17 protein-coding genes are annotated in these 19,908 nt (G+C 63.4%); 5 read left to right on the top strand and 12 right to left on the bottom strand.

The window, feature by feature from the left end; translation table 11 throughout:
• Positions 1-26 precede the first annotated feature (26 nt).
• Entirely contained in the window at positions 27-1,649 is a 1,623-nt protein-coding gene (locus IHE39_RS28920) for a GNAT family N-acetyltransferase (protein ID WP_192568936.1), read from the top strand.
• 37 nt (positions 1,650-1,686) lie between these two features.
• Here the strand turns inward: IHE39_RS28920 and IHE39_RS28915 are convergent, their stop codons facing one another.
• From IHE39_RS28915 to IHE39_RS28860, 12 genes are all read right to left on the bottom strand, one after another.
• Positions 1,687-2,493, bottom strand: coding sequence for a 3-methyl-2-oxobutanoate hydroxymethyltransferase (locus tag IHE39_RS28915; RefSeq protein ID WP_192568935.1), 807 nt, complete (start codon positions 2,491-2,493; stop codon positions 1,687-1,689).
• Positions 2,494-2,536: 43 nt separating this feature from the next.
• Positions 2,537-3,349, bottom strand: coding sequence for a 5-deoxy-glucuronate isomerase (gene iolB, locus IHE39_RS28910; protein WP_184769727.1), 813 nt, complete (start codon positions 3,347-3,349; stop codon positions 2,537-2,539).
• Positions 3,350-3,355: 6 nt separating this feature from the next.
• A complete protein-coding gene (locus tag IHE39_RS28905) occupies positions 3,356-3,556 on the bottom strand; it encodes a DUF3329 domain-containing protein (protein WP_184769726.1) in 201 nt (66 codons plus the stop codon).
• Between the two features lie 160 nt (positions 3,557-3,716).
• Positions 3,717-4,634: a myo-inosose-2 dehydratase gene (iolE, locus tag IHE39_RS28900; protein ID WP_192568934.1), complete on the bottom strand. Its 918-nt coding sequence runs from the start codon at positions 4,632-4,634 to the stop codon at positions 3,717-3,719.
• Positions 4,635-4,767: 133 nt separating this feature from the next.
• The gene (gene iolD, locus IHE39_RS28895; RefSeq protein WP_192568951.1) at positions 4,768-6,618 is read right to left on the bottom strand and encodes a 3D-(3,5/4)-trihydroxycyclohexane-1,2-dione acylhydrolase (decyclizing); all 1,851 of its coding nucleotides are present in this window, start codon (positions 6,616-6,618) and stop codon (positions 4,768-4,770) included.
• Positions 6,619-6,679: 61 nt separating this feature from the next.
• Positions 6,680-8,614 (bottom strand): bifunctional 5-dehydro-2-deoxygluconokinase/5-dehydro-2-deoxyphosphogluconate aldolase, encoded by a 1,935-nt coding sequence (locus IHE39_RS28890; protein ID WP_192568933.1) that lies wholly within the window; start codon positions 8,612-8,614, stop codon positions 6,680-6,682.
• Positions 8,615-8,782: 168 nt separating this feature from the next.
• A complete protein-coding gene (gene iolG, locus IHE39_RS28885; protein ID WP_184769722.1) occupies positions 8,783-9,778 on the bottom strand; it encodes an inositol 2-dehydrogenase in 996 nt (331 codons plus the stop codon).
• Positions 9,779-9,929: 151 nt separating this feature from the next.
• Positions 9,930-10,973: an ABC transporter permease gene (locus tag IHE39_RS28880; protein ID WP_184769721.1), complete on the bottom strand. Its 1,044-nt coding sequence runs from the start codon at positions 10,971-10,973 to the stop codon at positions 9,930-9,932.
• 30 nt (positions 10,974-11,003) lie between these two features.
• The gene (locus tag IHE39_RS28875) at positions 11,004-12,545 is read right to left on the bottom strand and encodes a sugar ABC transporter ATP-binding protein (RefSeq protein WP_434781353.1); all 1,542 of its coding nucleotides are present in this window, start codon (positions 12,543-12,545) and stop codon (positions 11,004-11,006) included.
• A gap of 197 nt (positions 12,546-12,742) precedes the next feature.
• Complete coding sequence (locus IHE39_RS28870; RefSeq protein WP_184769719.1) at positions 12,743-13,678, bottom strand: substrate-binding domain-containing protein; 936 nt, start codon at positions 13,676-13,678, stop codon at positions 12,743-12,745.
• Positions 13,679-13,988: 310 nt separating this feature from the next.
• Complete coding sequence (locus IHE39_RS28865; protein WP_192568932.1) at positions 13,989-14,804, bottom strand: TIM barrel protein; 816 nt, start codon at positions 14,802-14,804, stop codon at positions 13,989-13,991.
• Between the two features lie 148 nt (positions 14,805-14,952).
• On the bottom strand, positions 14,953-15,984 hold the full coding sequence (locus tag IHE39_RS28860) for a LacI family DNA-binding transcriptional regulator (protein WP_184769717.1): 1,032 nt from the start codon (positions 15,982-15,984) through the stop codon (positions 14,953-14,955).
• A 161-nt stretch (positions 15,985-16,145) separates the two neighbouring features.
• On the opposite strand from IHE39_RS28860, the gene IHE39_RS28855 reads away from it, so the two are divergent.
• The 4 genes from IHE39_RS28855 to IHE39_RS28840 all read left to right on the top strand — a co-directional run bounded on the left by IHE39_RS28855 (position 16,146) and on the right by IHE39_RS28840 (position 19,907).
• Positions 16,146-17,234 (top strand): fatty acid desaturase family protein, encoded by a 1,089-nt coding sequence (locus IHE39_RS28855; RefSeq protein ID WP_192568931.1) that lies wholly within the window; start codon positions 16,146-16,148, stop codon positions 17,232-17,234.
• A 26-nt stretch (positions 17,235-17,260) separates the two neighbouring features.
• Positions 17,261-17,575, top strand: coding sequence for a MocE family 2Fe-2S type ferredoxin (locus IHE39_RS28850; protein ID WP_192568930.1), 315 nt, complete (start codon positions 17,261-17,263; stop codon positions 17,573-17,575).
• Positions 17,576-17,579: 4 nt separating this feature from the next.
• Positions 17,580-18,812 (top strand): NAD(P)/FAD-dependent oxidoreductase, encoded by a 1,233-nt coding sequence (locus tag IHE39_RS28845; protein ID WP_246485674.1) that lies wholly within the window; start codon positions 17,580-17,582, stop codon positions 18,810-18,812.
• Positions 18,813-18,887: 75 nt separating this feature from the next.
• Positions 18,888-19,907 (top strand): aldose epimerase family protein, encoded by a 1,020-nt coding sequence (locus IHE39_RS28840; RefSeq protein ID WP_192568929.1) that lies wholly within the window; start codon positions 18,888-18,890, stop codon positions 19,905-19,907.
• The last annotated feature ends 1 nt before the right edge of the window (position 19,908 follow it).

Here is a 19,908-nt window from a genome sequence, read left to right as displayed (position 1 = left end):
AAGCCATGTCATCGAGGGGGACACAGATGCAGGTCGACGTCATTACCGATGTTGAAACGCTGGCCAAGCTGCAGCAGGACTGGGAGCGCCTGTACAAGGCCGACCCGGAGGCGCAGTTCTTCGTCTCATGGAGTTGGCTGGTGCCCTATATGCGCTTCTACAAGGGCGCATGGTTCGTGCTCGCCGCGCGCCTTGGCGATCCGGGATCGCCTTATGTCGCGCTGATGCCGTTGCGCATGCGCACCCGCATGAGCGGCAAGACCGGCCTGTTCTTCAACGAAATCAGCATGGCCGGCAACAATGCCGCCGACTACACCGGCGCCATCTGCGATCCGGAGCATGCCGAAAAGGCGTTGCAGGCCTTCGGCCGCCACGTCGCGCAGATGGGTTGGGCACGGCTCAATCTCGAAAACCTGCGCATGTCACGGGAGCGCGTCTTCGCCTTCATCGGCCAGTTCTCGCGCGACATCTTTGCGATGCGCGAGTTCAGCCGCGTCAATGCCGCCGACAATGTCGACAACTGCCGCTGTTTCGCGGCCGCCCTGCCCGACACCTTCGACGGCTATCTCGACAATGTGCTGAGTACCAACACCAGGCAGAAGCTGCGACGCTTCCTGCGCAAGGTCGATGCCGGCGAACTGCGCATCACCCGTGCCGACGCAAACACCTACGAGCGCGACATCGACACGCTGCTTGAACTGTGGCGGGTGAAGTGGGGCGCCCGCAAGGGCGACCGGCTGGCCGCCATCCTGCACAACAATCGCCGCGTGTTGCGCGACAGTTTCCGCAATGGCACGCTGTACCTGCCGGTCCTGTGGCAGGGCGACCGGCCGCTGGGCGGGCTTGCCATCTTCGTCGACCCGGTCAAGAAGGCGTTGCTGTTCTTCATGGCCGGCCGCGACGAGACCGTGCCCTCTATCCCCGCCGGCCTGATCCTGCATGGCCACTGCATCAAGCTGGCCATCGAGAACGGCCTCACGAGCTATGATTTCCTGCGTGGCGACGAGCCTTACAAGTTCGCCTTCGGCGTGACCGAGAGCAAGATCAACTGCGCTCAGATCTACACCCAGAGCGGGCGCAACAATGGTGACCGCCTCGATCCCCGTTCGCTCAACGGCATCTTCGCCGAGGTCACGCGCTTCCATCAGCAGGGGCAACTGGCGAGAGCGGAAAACGGATACCGCCAGATACTCGCCACCGACTCCCTTCATTCGCGCGCGCTCTATGGCATCGGCCAGTTGCTGTCGGCCAAGGGCGATCACCGCGAGGCGCTGGCTCATTTCCAAACACTGGCAACATCCGTGCCGACCTCGTCCAAGGCATGGCTGCGCGTGGGAATGGAATTCCAGGCGCTGTCCCGGCACATCGAAGCAGCGGATGCATTCCGCAAGGTGCTGCAGCTGGCGCCCGATTTCGCTGGCGCGGAGTTCCTGCTGGCCAAGAGCCTTGTCGCGCTGGAGCGCAGCGAAGACGCCATCGAAACGCTGGACGCATTGCAGAACAAACTCGAAGCGGCTTCGCGCGACGACATGCTGCTGGTCAAGACCAGATCGCTGCTCAGGCAGCTCAAATTCGATAACCGGCCGAGCTACATCATGCTCAATCCGGATCGGAAGGCAGTGACGCGAGTTCTGAGTACCGCGCTTTAGGCGCTGGCGTGCGAACCGTCTTCCGGAGCGGGCAGGCCTAGGCCTGCCCGCTCAGAAATTCCTCGAATTTGCGCATCTCGGCGGCGTCGATGCCGACCGTGTGGCCCGCTGCCGGATAGGCACCGCTGGCGACGTCGCCGGCATATTCCTGAAACGCCGCAATCCGCTCCTGCTGGATGCGGTCATATTCCACAGCCAGATTGCGATAGACCTTGGCGTGGCGCGGAGTGTGGCCGCGATTGAGCCCAAGCACATCTTCGGCAAACAGATACTGCGCGTCGCAGCCCGCGCCCGCGCCCATCGAGATTAGCACCAATGGCGTGCGCCTGGAGATTGCGCTCGCCACCTCAGCCGGCACGACCTCGATCTCGGCGGCAAAGGCGCCGGCGTCTTCGAGATCCTTGACCTGCTTCCACACCAGCGCCGCTGTCTCTGCCGTCTTGCCCACGGCCCGGAAGCCGCCGGTCCAGGTCGAGTGCGTCGGGATCAGGCCGACATGGCCACAGACCGGGATGTGCTCGTCGCGCAGCCGTCGGATCGTCTTGAAGCTCGCCGAGCAATAGACGGCATCAGCACTCGCCGCCTTCAGCTTGACCGCCGTGCGCAGGACCTCGGCTGTCGTCGCTCCCATCATGCCGTATTCGTCGCCGGGCACGGCAAAGCAGGTCGGAGCCGCGTCGCGAAAGCCCTTGTCGAGCATCAGCCCGTAGGTCACCGACAATAGGTCGATGCCGGCACGCTCGGCAGCCTCGGCTTCTTCGAGCGTCGTCACCCTGAGCTTCGACAGTTGCCGCTTGCCTTTCAGCGCGCGCAGGTCCGCGACCGTTGGCCTGTTGCGTGCCATCGTTTTCTCCTCGGTTCGGGAATGTGCAAGCTGCGTCGGCCCTTCAGGCCTTCAGCAGCCACTCATGCTCTTTGGCGTTGTGGAACTTCCACGTCCGCTTCGGCCCGGCCATGACGTTGAGATAATAAAGGTCGTAACCGTGGCAGGCCGCACAGGGATGGTAGCCCTTGGGCACCAGCGTCACGTCGCCGTCCTCGATCGCCATCGCTTCGTCGAGCTCGCGATGGCCGGCATCGTTGAACTCGGTGTAGACGCGCTGGAAGGCGAAACCCTGCGGCGGGTTGAGCCGATGATAATAGGTTTCCTCCAGCAGTGATTCAGCTGGAAGGTTGTCCTGGTCGTGCTTGTGCGGCGGGTAGCTCGAGCTATGGCCACCTGGTGTGATGACCTCGACCACCAGCAGCGAATCCGCCGGCTCGCCTTCCGGCAGGATGTTGGTGACGTAACGCGTGTTGGTGCCCTTGCCGCGCGTCTCCTGCTTGACGTCGTCGGGGCCGATCACCCGCACCGGCAGGTTGCCGCCGAGGCCCGGAGCGGTGCACACTGCGAGCTCGACATTGGTCTCCGCCCGCACCGACCAGTCGCCGCCCGCAGGCACGTAGACCGACCACGGCTTACCTTCGAATGGCGACATGCGCTCGCCCAGCGTTCCAAGATCGTCGTCGCCGACCCTGACATGCGCCTTGCCGGTGACCAGCACCAGGCAGGTCTCGCGGTCGGCCGTCCAGTCACCGAACGTGTCGCCAGGCTCGAGCTTGTGCAGGTCGAAGCCGACATAGGTCCAGCCGGCGGTTTCAGGCGTCACATGGGTGACACGTCCGGTGCCATGCTTGGGCTTGATCAGCAGTTTCGACATGGTCTCTCACTCCTTGTCGGTGGCGTCGTCGCCGGGTTTGTAGGCAATCAGGAACTGATAGGCGCCGACGACCGCCATGCCGCCGGCGAGCGTGCCCCAGAAAGCCGATCCGGTGGCGAACTCGAAAATCGACCAGGCCGCGCAGAAAACAACAAGCGCTATGCGCCTCCACAACGGGCGAAGGAACGGATGGTTCTGATCGTTCATCAATTTCGCAATGCCTCGCCTGTGATCCTGATGGGATCGTAGCTGGCCCCGGCACCATGCTCAAGCACCGCGGCGCCTCGCATCCATGACGGACACAGACTGCCGCAATGCCTTGAATTGAAGCATGGTCCCCAGAGATGACAGGCAGCACTCTTGCGGGTCATGCGTTGGGGAAGCCCTGGGTCTCTACCGTGTAACCGGCGGCGGTCATCACCCGCATCAGCTCGGCATGGCCGACCTCGGCCATCTTCAACGGCGGGTTCTTTTTCGGGTCCTGCTCGGCTTCAACGACGAACCAGCCCTCATAGCCGTAGTCGGCGAACTTCTGGACGATCTTGCCGAAGTCGAGCGAGCCGTCGCCGGGCACGGTGAATGCCCCGAGCGCCACGGCGTCGAGGAACGACTGCTTCGTCCAGTCGAGCGCGCCAATGACGTCCATGCGCACGTCCTTCACATGCACATGGTTGATGCGCTTGTGATGATTGTCGATGGCGCGCAGCACGTCGCCACCGGCAAAGGCGAGATGGCCGGCGTCGAGCAGCAGCGGGATACCTTCGCCAGAATGTCTCATGAAGGCGTCGAGCTCATGCTCGAACTGCACCACCGCCGCCATGTGGTGGTGGTAAGACAGCGGCATGCCCTGTTCGGCGCACCATTCGCCGAACGCGGTCAGCTTGCGAGCATAGACTTTCATCTCGTCATCGGAGAGTACCGCCTTGCCGGCGAGCGGCCCGGAGCGATCGCCCTGGATCGAGCGGCCGACCTCGCCATAGACGATGCACGGCGCGTCGACCGCCTTGAACAAATCGATCATCGGCTGGATACGATCCTTGTTTCCGGCCAGTTCGTCATTGACCAGCGTGCCCGAGAACCAGCCACCGCACAAAGTCACGTCGGCCTTCTTCAGGATCGGCAGCATCTCGCCCGGCGTAGTCGGGAACCGGCGCCCCTGCTCCATGCCGGTGAAGCCGGCTGACCGAGACTGGCGAAGGCATTCCTCCAGCGACACGTCATCACTCAGTTCCGCAAGATCGTCATTCCACCATGCAATGGGGGACATGCCCAGTTTGGCTTTCACTTCAATTCTCCAGTGTCATTGCCGGCTATCACGTCGGACAGCGTGTGTTCGTCATCGTCTGCGCTGGTCCTGCCGGACAGTCCGGCAGGACAGTGAGGGGCAGCGCCAACATTCACAAATTCCGGGCTCAGCCTCAGTCCCCAACCCGCTGCAGCTTGAGCTTTTCCTCATAGCCCTTGCGCGCAACATTCACTTCAGGACGGGCGCTCACCTCAGGCACCGCGACGTCCCACCAGTGCCCACCCGCGTCGGTCGAGATCAACGGATCGGTATCGATCAAAACGACAGTCGTCCGGTCGCTCTTGCGGGCGCGGTCGAGCGCTGCCTCAAAATCGGCGATGGACGACGCCTTCTCGGCATGAGCTCCAAGGCTCTTGGCATGCGCCACGAAGTCGATGTCAGGCAGCACCTCATGGCGGCTGTCGCGCAGGAGATTGTTGAAGCTGGCGCCACCGGTGGCCATCTGCAGTCGGTTGATGCAGCCATAGCCACGATTGTCGAGCAGCACGATAGTGAGCTTGAGGCCGAGCATCACCGAAGTCGCGATCTCCGAGTTCAGCATCAGGTAGGAGCCGTCGCCGATCATGATGACGACCTCCCTGTCAGGCCGCGCCATCTTGGCACCCAGCCCACCTGCGATCTCGTAGCCCATGCAGGAGAAGCCATATTCGGAGTGGTAGGAGCCGGGGCTCCCCGCCCGCCACAGCTTGTGCATCTCGCCCGGCAGGCCGCCAGCCGCATGCAGCACGATGACCTCGCTGCCCAGCGTACGCTGGACCGCACCGATTACTTGCGCGTCGGAGGGTAGTGCTGCGTTGGTCGCGGCCGTCACCTTGGCGGCCGCCTTGCGCCACTCGGCTTTTCCGCTCCTGGCATTCTCGGTCCACGATGCCGGCGCCTTGTAGGCGGCGACCGCGGCGCCGAGTTCGGCAAGCCCTTCCCTGGCGTCCGCCACCAGCGGCAACGCCTTGTGCTTGGCGGCATCGAACGGCTGGACATTGAGGCCGATGATGGTCTTGCCTGCGTTCTTGAACAGCGACCATGAGCCGGTGGTGAAATCCTGCAGCCGGGTGCCGACAGCGAGCACGACGTCCGCTTCTTCGGCCAGCCGGTTGGCAGCCGATGTGCCGGTGACGCCGACAGCGGCCATGTTGAGCTCATGTTCATCGGTCAGCGCCGACTTGCCGCCCTGTGTCTCGCAAACCGGAATGCCGGTGGCCTGGACGAAGCGGTCGAGTTGCTTGGATGCGCCGGAATAGAGCACGCCGCCACCGGCGACGATCAGCGGCTTCTTTGCTGCCTTCAACGCTTCGGCTGCTGCTGCGAGTTCATCACGGTCCGGCCGTGGCCGGCGCTGCGACCACACCTTCTTGGCGAAGAAGCTCTCGGGATAATCATAAGCCTCGGCCTGAACGTCCTGGCAAAGCGACAGCGTCACCGGCCCGCAATCGGCCGGGTCGGTCAGCACCTGCATGGCGCGCGCCAGCGCCGCAATGATCTGCTCGGGCCGCGTGATGCGGTCGAAATAGCGCGACACCGGGCGGAAGCAGTCATTGGCTGATACCGTGCCGTCGCCGAAATCCTCGACCTGCTGCAGCACCGGATCGGGCACGCGGTTGGCGAACACGTCGCCGGGCAACAACAGCACCGGCAGCCGGTTGACGTGGGCCAGTGCCGCCGCCGTCACCATGTTGACCGCGCCCGGACCGATGGAGCTGGTCGCCGCCATTATCCGCTGGCGGAAATTGGTCTTGGCAAAAGCGATCGCCGCATGCGCCATCGCCTGCTCATTGTGGGCGCGATAGGTCGGCAGCTCGTCACGTAGCTGGTACAGCGCTTCACCGATGCCGGCGACATTGCCATGGCCGAAGATCGCCCAGACACCCCCGAACAGCGGCAGTTTCTTGCCGTCGATCACGGTCATCTGCCGCGTCAGGTAGCGCGTCAGCGCCTGCGCCATCGTCAGGCGAACGGTCTTGGTCATCATATCCTCCTCCCGCTGCAGCAGTGCATCCGGGGATGCAGGCCTCGCTTCAGCTGTCTGTTTATGCCGCCCGACTGTCGCGTGCGGCAAGCCATGCCTTGGTCAGCTGTTCGAAACGCTGGGCCATGTCGTCGACCGCGGCCTGGTCGTTCATCCGGCCGGCCATCCACTCTTCCGCCGCATAGGCAAAGATGCTGCGCCCGACCGCGAAGCCCTTGACCACCGATGCATCGGCGGTCGCGGCAAACGCCACTTCCAATTCGGCCAATGGCGCCTCGAGCCCGAGCAGCACGACGCCACGGCAATAAGGGTCGTTGCCGGTGATGACCGCCTCGATCTTCTTCCACGCGCCGGCTGAAGCCTGCGGTTCGAGCTTCCACCAGTCGGGCTTGATGCCGATCGCATAGAGCTCTTCCAGCGCGCGCGGAATGGTGTCCTCATCGAGCTTGCCGTGCTTGCCAGCAATGATCTCGATCAGCAGTTCGCGACCCACCTTGCGCGCGGCCTCGAACAGGGTGCGCAGCTTCTGCTGCTGCTCGGCCTTGAGTTCCGCCGGATCGTCGGGGTGGTAGAAGCACAGGCACTTGATGGTGTGGTCGAGCGGCCATTCGACGAGCTGCGAGCCAATATCCTGCGAGAATTCGAAACGCAGCGGCCGCGAGCCCGGCAGCTCCACCGGCCGGCCGAGCCAGCCGAAGGTATGACGGGCGAATTCGAACATCGCCTCGCGGCCATGCTTTTCATCGATCAGCATTCCGTAGCCGTCGCGCCCGCCGGCAACCTTGGCCGCCGCCTTGACCGCCAGAACCTTGAAGTCGCGGATGCGCGCCGGGTCGGTGCCGGTGCGCGCGGCGACATCTTCGAGCTGGCTGCGGTGGTCGCAGGCCAGCGCCATCATCGAGGGGATCTCGTTGCGCCGGGTGGTTGCCCAGTGCACGTGGTTGATCGCCTCGTCCTTGCGCAGAGCGTGCTGCTTGCTGCCGTTGCTGAGGAAGAACTGCAGCTCCTCGAAGGTCGGGATTTCCGGCGAACAAAGCAGCCGCGACACCGCAAAGGCGCCGCAGGCATTGGCCCAGGTCGCTGAGGTGGCCAGGCTTTCACCGCCCAGCCAGCCACGCAGGAAGCCCGACATGAAGGCGTCACCCGCGCCAAGCACGTTGTAGACCTCGATCGGAAACCCCTTGCCGACGATGCCGGCCTCGAGGTCGTCTGATATCGGCCCGTCATAGACGATGCAGCCCATCGGGCCGCGCTTGAGCACGATTGTCGCGTCCGACAGCGCGCGGATGGTCTTCAGCGCGTCCAGAAGTTCGCCTTCGCCGGACGCGATCATCACCTCTTCTTCGGTGCCGACGATCAGGTCGCAATCGGCCAGCACACCCTTGAGGTGGTTGGAAACCGCATCGGAGGCGATGTAGCGGCTTTCGCCCGCCGCATGGCCGGCCAGCCCCCAAAGATTCGGACGGTAGTCGATGTCGAACACCACCTTGCCGCCGACCTCCTTGATGAGCCGCATCGCCTTGCGCTGGGCGGCATCGGTGGAGGGTCGTGAAAAATGCGTGCCCGTGACGACGATCGCCCGGGCCGACCGGATGAAATCAGGGTCGATGTCGTCTTCGACGAGCGCCATGTCGGCGCAGTTCTCGCGGTAGAAGATCAGCGGGAAGGTGCGGTCGTTCTCGACCGACAGCAATACCAGCGCCGTCAGCCGCTCCTTGTCGGTCACCAGCCCGTCGACGCAAACGCCCTCGCGCCGCATCTGCTCGCTGATGTAGCGGCCCATATGCTCGTCGCCGACGCGTGTCAGAAGTGCGGAGCGCAGGCCCAGCCTTGCCGTGCCGATTGCGATGTTGGCCGGGCAGCCGCCGACCGACTTGGCGAAGGACGCGACATCCTCGAGCCGCGAACCGGTCTGCTGGCCATAGAGATCGACCGAGGCGCGGCCGATGGTGATCACGTCGAGTTGCGCTGTAGGCTGGGTGTTGGGATCGGCCATGTGTTCCTCCCGGTCGCTCCGCCGCGCCGGCCTGCCTTGTTTGGTGCAGCAGGCCAAACAATGAAATTTCAATTCCACAATACAGTCAATCGGAATATTTATTCCTTTGACGGATTGTGCTTCGCCACCCCTGGCCTGTTGCGGTCGAGGGGTGGTGTTGCCGCACGATCAACCCTTGAGGCGGACCGTTTTGCCTTCCTTGGCAGATTTCAGCGCGGCATCGGCAAGCTGCAGCGCAATCAGCCCGTCGCGGCCGCTTGGCGAAACTTTCGCGCCCTTGGTCACCGAGGCGACGAAGGCAGCGATCTCGGCGGCATAGGCCTCGGTGTAACGGGTCATGAAGAAGTCGTGCAGCGGCGGGCGCGTGTAGCCCTTGCCGTTGGCGACCTCGATCGACACGGCGCGCTGGTTCTCGGCCGCCACCATGCCGTCCGATCCATGCACCTCGATGCGCTGGTCATAGCCATAGGTGGCGCGGCGCGAATTGGTGATGACACATTGCTGGCCGCTCGCCGTCTCCAGGATGACGCTGACGCTGTCGAAATCGCCGAGCTCGCCGATCTTCTTGTCGACAAGCACCGACGCTGTCGCCGTCACTGCCACCGGCTCGGCACCGAGCAGGAAGCGCGCCATGTCGAAATCGTGGATCGTCATGTCGCGGAAGATGCCGCCCGAACGCGTGATGTATTCCGCCGGCGGCGGGCCGGGATCGCGCGAGGTGATCACCACCTGTTCGACCTTGCCGACGGCGCCGTCGTCGATCGCCTTGCGCACGGCGGCGAAATGCGGGTCGAAGCGCCGGTTGAAACCGACCATCAGCGTGCCGCCCGCCTTGTCGACGACGGCGAGGCACTGTTCGACGCGCTTGGCATCGAGGTCGATCGGCTTTTCGCAGAACACCGCCTTGCCGGCGAGCACAAAACGCTCGATCAGGTCGGCATGGGTATCGGTCGGCGTGCAGATCACCACCGCGTCGATATCAGATGCTTCCTCGATCTGCTCGATCGAGCGTACGTCGCAGCCATAGGCCTCGGCGAGATCGTTCGCCGCCTTTTCGAAGGCGTCCGCCACCGCAACGAGCCTTGCCGAAGCATTGGACGCCACCGCCTTGGCGTGGACCTTGCCGATGCGGCCTGCGCCCAGGACACCAAACCGAACTGTCATGACAACCTCATTTCCGTGACCCGCACCGTCCGGGCACTGCATATCTTGATCTGGGAGGGATGGAGCCGCCCGCCGACGGGATGCCGGGCGGCCCGAGTTCTGACGTGATCCCAAAGGTTTTCGGACAAGATCACGTCCCAGGCAACGTCGATTACGCCTTCTTGCGCTTGTTCTGGCGGTGCTGGTCGATGATCACGGCCGCCACGATGATCATGCCCTTGATGATTTCCTGATAATAGGCGCCGACCTTGAGGAAGGTGAAGCCCGACGTCAGGACGCCGAGGATGATCGTGCCGATGACCGTGCCGGTGATGCGCCCGACGCCGCCCGACAGCGAGGTGCCACCGATAACCGCCGCCGCAATGGCATCCAGTTCGTAGGCGACGCCCATGCCCGGCTGGCCGGAGGCGGCGCGGGCCGCGGTCATCACCCCTGCCAGGCCTGAAAGCAGGCCGGCAATGGCATAGACCTTGATCAGATGGCCGCCGATGTTGATGCCCGAGACGCGTGCCGCCTGCGGGTTGGCGCCGATGGCGTAGGTGAACTTGCCGTAGCGGGTATAACCCAGCGCAATGTGGAAAATGACAGCAACGACAAGAAAGACGATCACCGGCAGCGGCAGCGGAAAGCCCATGATATTGAAGCTCTTGCCGAGCCAGGTGAAGCTGTCGTCGAGCAGCGCCACGGGCTGGCCGAGCGTGTACCATTTGGCAAGGCCGCGCGCTGAAACCATCATGCCGAGCGTGGCGATGAAGGGCGGTATCTTGGTTCGGGCGATCAGAAAGCCGTTGACCGAGCCGGCGAGAAGGCCGACGCCAAGGCCAGCGAGGATCGCCCAGATCGGTGAAATGTCAGTGAGCGAAGGGTAGACCGCCCTGGGATTGAGCGAGGTCTGTGCCAGGCTCGCTGCCACCATGGCGGCGAGACCGACGACCGATCCCGAGGACAGGTCGACACCGGCGGTGATGATTACCTGCGTCACCCCGACCGCGATGATGCCGATCACCGACACCTGCAGGATGATGATCGAAAGACGCTGCTTGTTGGCGAGGAAGCTGTCGCCGACGATGATCCAGCCAAGAATCTCGAAGACGATGGCAATACCGATCAGCACGGCCAGGATCGATACCTCAGGCGGCAGGCGCTTCTTGCTTCCAATGACACTTGTTGGGCTGGCAATCTCGTTCGTCGACATGGTTCTTCCACCCTTGAGCTCTTGGCGCCGTCAGTGCGACGCGAGTTCCATGATCTTGACCTGGTTGGCTTCGGCGCGATCGAGGAAGCCGGTCACTTTTCCCTCATGCACCACCATGATGCGGTCGCTCATGCCCAGAACCTCGGGCATTTCCGACGAGATCATGATGACCCCCACACCTTGACCCGCGAGCTTGGAAATCAGCCTGTGGATCTCGGCCTTGGCGCCGACGTCGATGCCGCGGGTCGGCTCGTCGAGGATCAGGATCTTGGGCTTGGTCAGCAGCCAGCGGCCGATCAGCACCTTCTGCTGGTTACCGCCCGACAGATTGATGATCGGCTCGGCCATGTCGGGCGTCTTCACCCTCAGCGCCGCGCTGATCTCTTTCGAATCCTTGGACAGTTGCGTCTGCTTGACGAAGCCGTTTTTGACGTAGCCCGACTGCAGCACCGCCATCTGGGTGTTTTCCTGGATGTCGAGCAAAAGGAAGCAACCGGTTTCCTTGCGGTCCTCTGTAAGAAACGCCAAGCCATGGCTCATCGCCGTCGAGGGACTGTCGACACGCACGGTCTTGCCGAAAAGCTCGATCGTGCCTGAAGTGGCGGGGGTCACTCCAAAGATCGTTTCAGCGATGTTCGACCGGCCGGAGCCGACCAGCCCGGCAATGCCGAGAATCTCGCCGGCGCGGAGATCGAACGAAACGTCGGAGAAGACGCCCTTCAGCGTCAGCCCCTTGGCCGACAGCACCACCTCGCCGATCGGCACTTCTTCCTTGGGGAACATCTGGGTGATCTCACGCCCGACCATCATCCTGATGATGTCGTCGCGCGTTACCTCGTGTGAAAGCTTTGTTGCGATGTACTTGCCGTCCCGGAACACCGAAAATTCGTCGGCGATCTCGAACAGCTCATTCATCTTGTGGGTGATGTAGATGATGCCCTTCCCCTGCTCCCGCAGCGTCCGGATGATCGTGAACAGGTGGTCGACCTCGCGCTCGGTTAGCGCCGACGTCGGCTCGTCCATGATCAGCACGTCGGATTCGTAGGACACCGCCTTGGCGATCTCGACCATCTGGCGGTTGGCGACGCTCAGCGTGCCGACCTCGATGTCGGGATCGATGTCGATGTTGAGACGCTTGAACAGCGCGACCGTCTTGCGCCGCATCTCGCCGTGATCGACGAAGCCGAAGCGGCTCGTCGGCTCGCGCCGGATCCAGATGTTTTCGGCCACCGTCATCGGTGCCATCAGGTTGAGCTCCTGATGGATCATGGCGATGCCGTTTTCGAGCGCGTCGAGCGGACCGTTGAGCCGGATGTCCTTGCCGCGCAGCTTGAAGGTGCCAGAATCGGGCGTATAGATGCCGGCAACGATCTTCATCAGGGTCGACTTGCCGGCACCGTTCTCGCCCATCAGCGCATGGACGCTGCCGCGCTTGAGCCGAAGCTGGACGTTGTCGAGGGCCAGAACGCCGGGGAATTCCTTGCGCACGTCGGCGACTTCGAGAAGGTAATCAGGAGCAGGCGCAGCACCGCTTTCGCGCGCTGCCTCGGTCATGCCAGGGCTTTGCATAATCGGTCCTCCCAGACCCGGCTCAAGCTTGGCTTGAGGCGCTGTATCCCACAGCGCTGCGCGTCCCATGGATGCGCAAAGGACGCCGCGACAACTCAAATCCGTGCATGAACTTCTTCGAAAATCGATCCCGATTTCCAGGGTCACGCACGGAGGGAAGATGCGCCACCGCCGCTCGGCGGCGCATCTCATGGATCGTATCAGTTCTTGGAAACGAACTGGTCCATGTTCTCAGGCGTCACCAACTGGAACGGGATCCAGACCTTGGGCTCGACCTTTTCGCCCTTGGCCAGAGACATCGCCGCCTTGATGGCGCCGCCACCCTGGCCGGCCGCGTCCTGGAACACGGTCACGTCGAGGTCGCCAGCCTTCATGTAGGCAAGCGCTTCCTGGGTCGCATCGACACCGCCGACGATGACGTCCTTCATGTCCCAACCGGCAGCCTTCATGGCGTTGATCGCGCCGATCGCCATGTTGTCGTTGTTGGCGATCACGGCATCCGGCTTGTGGCCGGCAGCGATCCAGTTGGTCATCAGATCCTGTGCCTTGACCGGATCCCAGCCGGCCGTCTGCTCGTCGATGATCTTGATGAAAGAGCAATCCGGCGTCGCGATCACGTCGTGGACGTCCTTGGTACGCATCACGGCGGCCTGGTTGGCGAGGTCGCCCTGCATCACCAGGATGCCGGCTTCGGTCTTGCCGGCCGCTTTCAGCAGGCGGCAGGCTTCCTTGGTCTCGAGCGTGCCGGATTCGGCCTCGTCGGAAGCGACGAACGCGCCCTTTTCGCCAAGCGCATCGACGTCGATCGGCTGGCGGTTGACGTAGACGATCGGAATGCCGGCGTCATTGGCAAGCTTGGTCATCGGCGTGGTCGCCGAGGTGTCGACGGCGTTGACGATGATTGCGTCAACCTTGGCGGCGATGAAGTTCTGGACCTGGCTGAGCTGCTTGTTGACGTCGTCGTCGGCAATTTCGATGACGACAGGCTGGCTGGCGTCGGCCGCGGCCTTTTCGATGCCCTTGCGCAGGACGGTCAGGAAGGTGTCCGAATTCGCCATGCTGACGCCGATGTCGCCAGCAAGCGCGGAACCCGTCATCAGCGCCGACAAGGCAGCGCCGAGCAAATACTTCTTCATGATTACTCTCCTCCACGAATGGTGCCCGGCTGCACCTCACAGTGCCGGAAGCCCGCAGCTGCGCCGAAGGCTCATATCCACGGGCGCCACCATCGCTCCTCTGCGATGTCGAAGTGCCGCCCGCCTCCCGATGGTGCCGACCCTGATTTCAGAATGTTCGGGCCGTGTTTTTATAATATGAAATGTTTATTCCATATTCCATGCGAACGTCAAGCGATATTCCATTTCGGCGCGATCAATCTTGCCCACAGGCAAAAGCGGGCCGGCCTGGCGTGGCCGACCCTTGGTTGTCAGTTGTTTTGAAAGGCCGTCAGAGCCGCGAGCCGATAAAGGCGATGCTCTGGGCCAACGCCGCCTGCGGATCGGCAAGCCGGTGCACGGCAGGCGAAAACGGCTCGAACGACAACAGCCCGGAATAGCCGCCGGCGACCAGCGCGCGGATCTGCCCGACATTGTCGAGCCTGTCGCCGGCATCGACAAGGATACGGTGTGGATCGCGCATGTCGGCGACACCGACTACCGGATCGTCGACGCCGGAAATGTGCACAAGGCCAGTCATCCCGGGGAAAATGTCGGGCTCGCCGGCAAGATGGTGGTGGAACGTGTCATGCACCATACGGAAAACGTCGAGGCCGCCGACATCGGCGATCGCTTCTGCCGCTTCGCGCTTGGAACGCAAGGAACAGACTTCGAACCCGAGCGGCTCGACAAGACCACGCACGCCGCGGTCGCCGAGGATGGTCTTCAGTGCTGACAGCGCGCCCCTGACGTTGCGCTGGCGCTCGCCATCGCCCTGCCCCGACCCGTCATTGACGGGCACCAGCACCAGAGCCGCAGCACCGACGTCGCGGGCATAATCGGCAAGCGCGATCGCTTCGGCCGCGCGCGTCGCATTCCACTCATTGAAGCGCTGCAGCGCGTTGATGCTCGTTATGGATATTCCAGTTTCCGCGGCCAGGTCGCGAATGACCCCGGCGGGCGTGCCGTCGAGGATCGCGTTGCTGGCGAGATCGTTGCGGATTTCAACATTGGAAATGCCGAGCTTCTTGCTCAGCGCAAAGAAGTCCGCCGGCGACAAGCCTGGCGCCGCCATGTGATTGAGCGCGAAATTGAGCGTGCTGGTCATGCCGATTTGTTCCTCCGGATCGCGGTCGACAAGCTACGATATTTTCGTTCCAATCTACCTATCAAATGGAATAGTCAATCTGAATAATGACGAAAATCCATCATTCTCTGATAGATTCGAACGGCCAGTCGCAGCACGTCAACGCCGGTTAGATGTTTTCCGGCAGGAAGACGTCAAACGGCAGGAAGGTCTGGCCGGGGGCATTGGCCGACCCCTCCTCGATCGAATGCGCCATCAGCCCGATGAGCTCACGGCACAATGGCCCCAACGGCGTTGCGATCACCATGACAGCCAGATTGTCGGCAAGCGCTGCGCGCGTGTCGTTGGTGATTTCGTTGCAGATCAGCACTGGCAGCGGATCGGGCCTCGCCTGCCGCAGCGCCGAGATCGCGCCTTCGATGCCACCGCCGGCGACATAGCAGCCGACGACGTCGTCATGCTGCCGCAGCAGGTCTTTGACAACCTCATGGGTGACCTCATGCGACTCGTGGTTGACGATCGTCTCGAGCAGCGTGAAATCGGGCGCGTGCTCGCGAAAGAAGGCGCGAAAACCGATCTCGCGCAGTTCGTGGCCATGGAAACGATGGCTACCGACAAACAGCGCCACCTTGCCCGGCTTGCGGGCGCATTTCGAGATCATCCATGCCGCCGTACGACCGACCTTGAGGTTGTCGATGCCGACATAACCCTCGCGAATGCCTGACGCGAAGTCGGACAGCAGCGAGAACACGGGAACGCCGCGCTCCTTCAACTCAGTCACCGCCGCCGTCACCGTTGGATGGTCGGGACTGACCAGTGCCACCGCATCGCAGCTCGCCGCCAGCCGCCGCAGCCGCTCCACAATCTCTTCCGGCGCCAGCGTATCGGCGAATTCGATCACCGCGGTGCCGCGGAAACCCGACGCCTGGGCGATCGCCTTCTCCAGTTCGCTGGCGAAGGCACGGTAGAACACATCCTTTGGGCGCAGCAGCACGAAGCCGAGACGGTGCACCGGCAGCTCCTTGCGCATGCGCTGCGCAATCAGCCCGGCGGCGTGATAGCCGATTGATGTCGCGGCTTCGTAGACACGACGCTGCGTTTCCTCGCGCACCGGCAGGCGCCCGTTCAGCACCCGGTCGACGGTGGCGACGCTGACGCCCGAGGCGTTGGCGAGATCGGTGATGGTCGGGCGCTTGCTCATGTCCGCTCCTGCAGCAGGCACCCACCATAGCTCACAATGATGGAAAATGATAGAAACCATCATGCTATGATTGAAAAAATATCATCATGCGTTACCATCCTTGCAGTGAACGATCTCCAGCGCCCATCGCGGAACCGTTTCCGACTTCCAGGGAGAGAGCCATGACCGTGACGCCTTCGGCGCGCGACTACAGTCTTGTGGGAGACAGCGCGCGCCGCGCCATCGACAGCGGCCTCGCCGCCGCCGAGTGGTACCACACCGACATTCCGCGCAAGCAGATGAAGGAGCTGATGCAGCGCTCCGACGGCCCGGCCATCCGCGACACCGCGATCTGGCTCGGCCTGCTCGTTGCTTTCGGCGCTGCCGGTGCAGCGCTCTGGGGCAGCTGGTGGTGCGTGCCGTTCTTCGTCTGCTACGGCGTGCTCTACGGCTCGGCCACCGACTCGCGCTGGCATGAATGCGGCCACGGCACCGCCTTCAAGACGCCTTGGATGAACGACGCGGTCTACCAGATCGCCTGCTTCATGATCATGCGCAATCCGGTGACCTGGCGCTGGAGCCACACCCGCCATCACACCGACACCGTCATCGTCGGTCGCGACCCCGAAATATCAGTCATGCGCCCGCCGGATCTGCTGCGTGTCGTACTGAACTTCTTTGGCCTGCTCGATGCCTGGCATGCCATGGTCGACATGTTCCGCAACGCATCAGGTGTGATCGGCGCCGAGGAAAAGACCTTCATCCCCGAAAGCGAGCAGCCAAGGGCCATCCGCATCGCCCGTATCTGGGTGGCGATCTATGCCGCGACCATCGCGCTCGCCGTCTATCTCGGCTCGTGGCTGCCATTGATGCTGATCGGCCTGCCGCGGCTCTACGGCGCCTGGCATCATGTGCTCACCGGCCTGCTGCAGCATGGCGGTCTCGCCGACAACGTCATCGACCACCGGCTCAACAGCCGCACCGTGCTGATGAACCCGGTCAGCCGCTTCATCTACTGGAACATGAACTATCACGTCGAACACCACATGTTCCCGATGGTGCCCTATCACGCGCTGCCCAAGCTGCACGCAATGATCAAGCACGACCTGCCGGCACCCTGTCAGTCGATCTGGGCCGGCTATCGCGAGATGTTGCCAGCCTTCGTCCGCCAGCTCCGCAACGACGACTATTTCGTCAAGCGCGAACTGCCGCCTACGGCGCGGCCCTATCGCGACGAGTTCCATAGCGAGACGGCGCTAGCCGCCGAATAGCTTTCGAAACATCAGGGGACAAAGACATGAGCGACTGGATCGAGGCCTGCGCGGCCGACGACATCGACGAGGAAGACGTCATCCGCTTCGACCATGCCGGGCGCACTTTCGCGCTCTACCGCAGTCCGGAGGACGAGTTCTTCGCCACTGACGGCCTGTGCACGCACGAGCAAATCCACCTGTCGCAGGGGCTGGTCATGGGCGACATTATCGAGTGCCCCAAGCACAATGGCCGCTTCAACTACAAGACCGGTGCTGCCCGCGGCGCGCCCGTCTGCGTCAACCTCAGGACCTATCCGGTGAAAGTCGACGCCGGCAAGGTCTTCGTCCAGTTGGGCTGACCCGATGTCGGCGGGAATGGTCATCATCGGTGCGGGCGAGTGCGGCACACGCGCTGCCTTCGCCCTGCGGGAAATGGGCTACGACGGCACCGTCACGCTGGTCGGCGCTGAAGCGCACCTGCCTTACGAACGGCCGCCACTGTCCAAGGACGCGATGGTCGCTTCCGAGACACCTTCCATCAAGGCCATTTCGGATGCAGCTCGCCTCAGCGAACATCGCATCGACCTGCTCGGCGCGAGCTCTGCCACCTCGATCGACCGCGCCAACCGTTCGATCCGCCTGAGCGATGGATCTGATCTCGACTACGACAAGCTGCTGGTTGCCACCGGTGCCACCCCGCGGATGTTGACGCTTCCGGGCCTGGGTGCCCGCTGCGTTTATCTCCGCACCTTCGACGATGCCCTCGCCATCCGTGGCTATTTACGTGCCGGCGCACACATCGCCATCATCGGCGGCGGCTTTATCGGCCTCGAACTCGCTGCGTCCGCCCGCAAGTTGGGGGCCGACGTCACCGTCATCGAGGCGCAGCCCCGCATCCTGATGCGCGGCGTACCAGCGGAAATCGCTGCTGTCGTCCACGAAGCTCACGCAGCCGAAGGCGTAGATTTCATCTGCGGCAACGGCATCGCTGCCGTCAACGACGACGGCACGTCCGTCCGCATCGCGCTGGCCAGCGGTCGTGCCGTTGCAGCCGACCTCGCCATCATCGGCATCGGCGCCATCCCGGTGACGGCACTTGCCGAAACCGCTGGCCTCACCCTCAACAATGGCATCGCTGTCGACGCGCAACTGCGCACCAGCGATCCCAACATCTTCGCCGCCGGTGACTGCTGCTCGTTTCCGCTTGCCGTCTATGGCGGACGGCGGGTCCGGCTGGAGGCCTGGCGCAGCGCCCAGGAACACGGTGCGCTCGCCGCCCGCAACATGCTCGGTGCCGACGAGGTCCATGCCGGCGTGCCCTGGTTCTGGTCCGACCAGTACGGGCTCAGCCTGCAGATCGCCGGCCTGCCCGACGAAGGCGAGCACACCATCCGCCGCGATCTGGACGACGGCGCCTTCATCCTGTTCCACCTCAAGCACGATGGCCGCCTCGTCGCTGCCAGCGGTATCGGTCCCGGCAATGCGGTCGCGCGCGACATCCGCCTGGCCGAGATGCTGATTGCGAGATCGGCGCACCCCGACATCGACGCACTGGCCGCGCCGTCGGTCAAGCTCAAGAGCCTGCTTGCCGCCTAGGCAAAAGCCACTTGAGAATCGTGTCGGTTTGCAGGACGCTGCGCGGGGCCCGATGGCCGCGCGGAGCGAACCAAGATGCCGATCAGCGAATTCGGTCGAATGCCCGACGACAGCGTGGTGCAGGCGATCACCATCGCCGCCGACGGCATCGAGGCAAAAATCCTGACCTTCGGCGCGACGCTTGCCGATCTGATCGTCGCCACGCCCAGCGGCCCGCGCTCGGTCATCCTCGGCTTTGACGATCTATCCGGCTACCTCAGCCATGGCGGCTACTTCGGCGCCATTGCCGGACGTTGCGCCAACCGTATCGCCGGCGGCCGCTTCTCGCTTGACGGACAGGACTTCCGGCTCGACCTCAACGAAGCCGGCCACACCCATCTTCATGGCGGCGGCGACGGGTTTTTCCGCCGCAACTGGATCACTGTCGACGCTGATGACAGCTCGGTCCTGCTCGCCCTGATCTCACCCGACGGCGACCAGGGATACCCCGGCAAGGTCATCGCCACCTGCCGCTATTCGCTCGATTCCGGCGGCTTGCGCATCGCGCTCGGTGCCCGCACCGATGCGCCGACGCTGGTCAACCTTGCCGCCCACGCCTACTTCAATCTCGACGGCGGCGGCTCGATCCTCGATCATCGCCTCAGGATCGCCGCCGAGGCCTACACCCCGGTGGACGATCGCAACATCCCGACCGGCGAGGTGCTCGCCGTGGACGACACCATTTTCGATTTCCGCGAGCTTCGCCCCATCCGCAACGGTCCGGACGACGCGCACAATGCTTACGACCACAACTGGGTGCTTGCCATGCAGCCGGCGCCCGAGCCATGGCACGCCGCTCGGTTGGAAGGTCCGCTATCGGGCATCCGGCTTGACCTGTGGACCACGGAACCCGGGCTGCAGCTCTATGACGGCGCCTTCCTGCCGGTCGCCCCGCCATTGCGCGGCGGCATCGAGCCGGTGCGCCACGGCGCACTGTGCCTAGAGCCGCAGCGTTTCCCCGACGCCATCCACCAGCCGCATTTTCCGAGTGCCATGCTGAGGCCGGACGAGATCTACACGCAGGTCACCGAGTATCGCTTCTCGATGGCCGAATAGC

It is taken from the genome of Aminobacter carboxidus, from assembly GCF_014863355.1.
Classification (GTDB): domain Bacteria; phylum Pseudomonadota; class Alphaproteobacteria; order Rhizobiales; family Rhizobiaceae; genus Aminobacter; species Aminobacter carboxidus.
This window is presented reverse-complemented; position numbering and strand designations above follow the sequence as displayed.

Coding starts and splice junctions, on each gene's coding strand:
- IHE39_RS28855 (WP_192568931.1), top strand. CDS start 16,146: ATGACCGTGACGCCTTCGGCGCGCGACTACAGTCTTGTGGGAGACAGC.
- iolB (WP_184769727.1), bottom strand. CDS start 3,349: ATGTCGAAACTGCTGATCAAGCCCAAGCATGGCACCGGACGTGTCACC.
- IHE39_RS28920 (WP_192568936.1), top strand. CDS start 27: ATGCAGGTCGACGTCATTACCGATGTTGAAACGCTGGCCAAGCTGCAG.
- IHE39_RS28880 (WP_184769721.1), bottom strand. CDS start 10,973: ATGTCGACGAACGAGATTGCCAGCCCAACAAGTGTCATTGGAAGCAAG.
- IHE39_RS28870 (WP_184769719.1), bottom strand. CDS start 13,678: ATGAAGAAGTATTTGCTCGGCGCTGCCTTGTCGGCGCTGATGACGGGT.
- IHE39_RS28860 (WP_184769717.1), bottom strand. CDS start 15,984: ATGAGCAAGCGCCCGACCATCACCGATCTCGCCAACGCCTCGGGCGTC.
- IHE39_RS28905 (WP_184769726.1), bottom strand. CDS start 3,556: ATGAACGATCAGAACCATCCGTTCCTTCGCCCGTTGTGGAGGCGCATA.
- IHE39_RS28840 (WP_192568929.1), top strand. CDS start 18,888: ATGCCGATCAGCGAATTCGGTCGAATGCCCGACGACAGCGTGGTGCAG.
- IHE39_RS28865 (WP_192568932.1), bottom strand. CDS start 14,804: ATGACCAGCACGCTCAATTTCGCGCTCAATCACATGGCGGCGCCAGGC.
- IHE39_RS28890 (WP_192568933.1), bottom strand. CDS start 8,614: ATGGCCGATCCCAACACCCAGCCTACAGCGCAACTCGACGTGATCACC.
- IHE39_RS28915 (WP_192568935.1), bottom strand. CDS start 2,493: ATGGCACGCAACAGGCCAACGGTCGCGGACCTGCGCGCGCTGAAAGGC.
- iolD (WP_192568951.1), bottom strand. CDS start 6,618: ATGACCAAGACCGTTCGCCTGACGATGGCGCAGGCGCTGACGCGCTAC.
- iolG (WP_184769722.1), bottom strand. CDS start 9,778: ATGACAGTTCGGTTTGGTGTCCTGGGCGCAGGCCGCATCGGCAAGGTC.
- IHE39_RS28850 (WP_192568930.1), top strand. CDS start 17,261: ATGAGCGACTGGATCGAGGCCTGCGCGGCCGACGACATCGACGAGGAA.
- IHE39_RS28845 (WP_246485674.1), top strand. CDS start 17,580: ATGTCGGCGGGAATGGTCATCATCGGTGCGGGCGAGTGCGGCACACGC.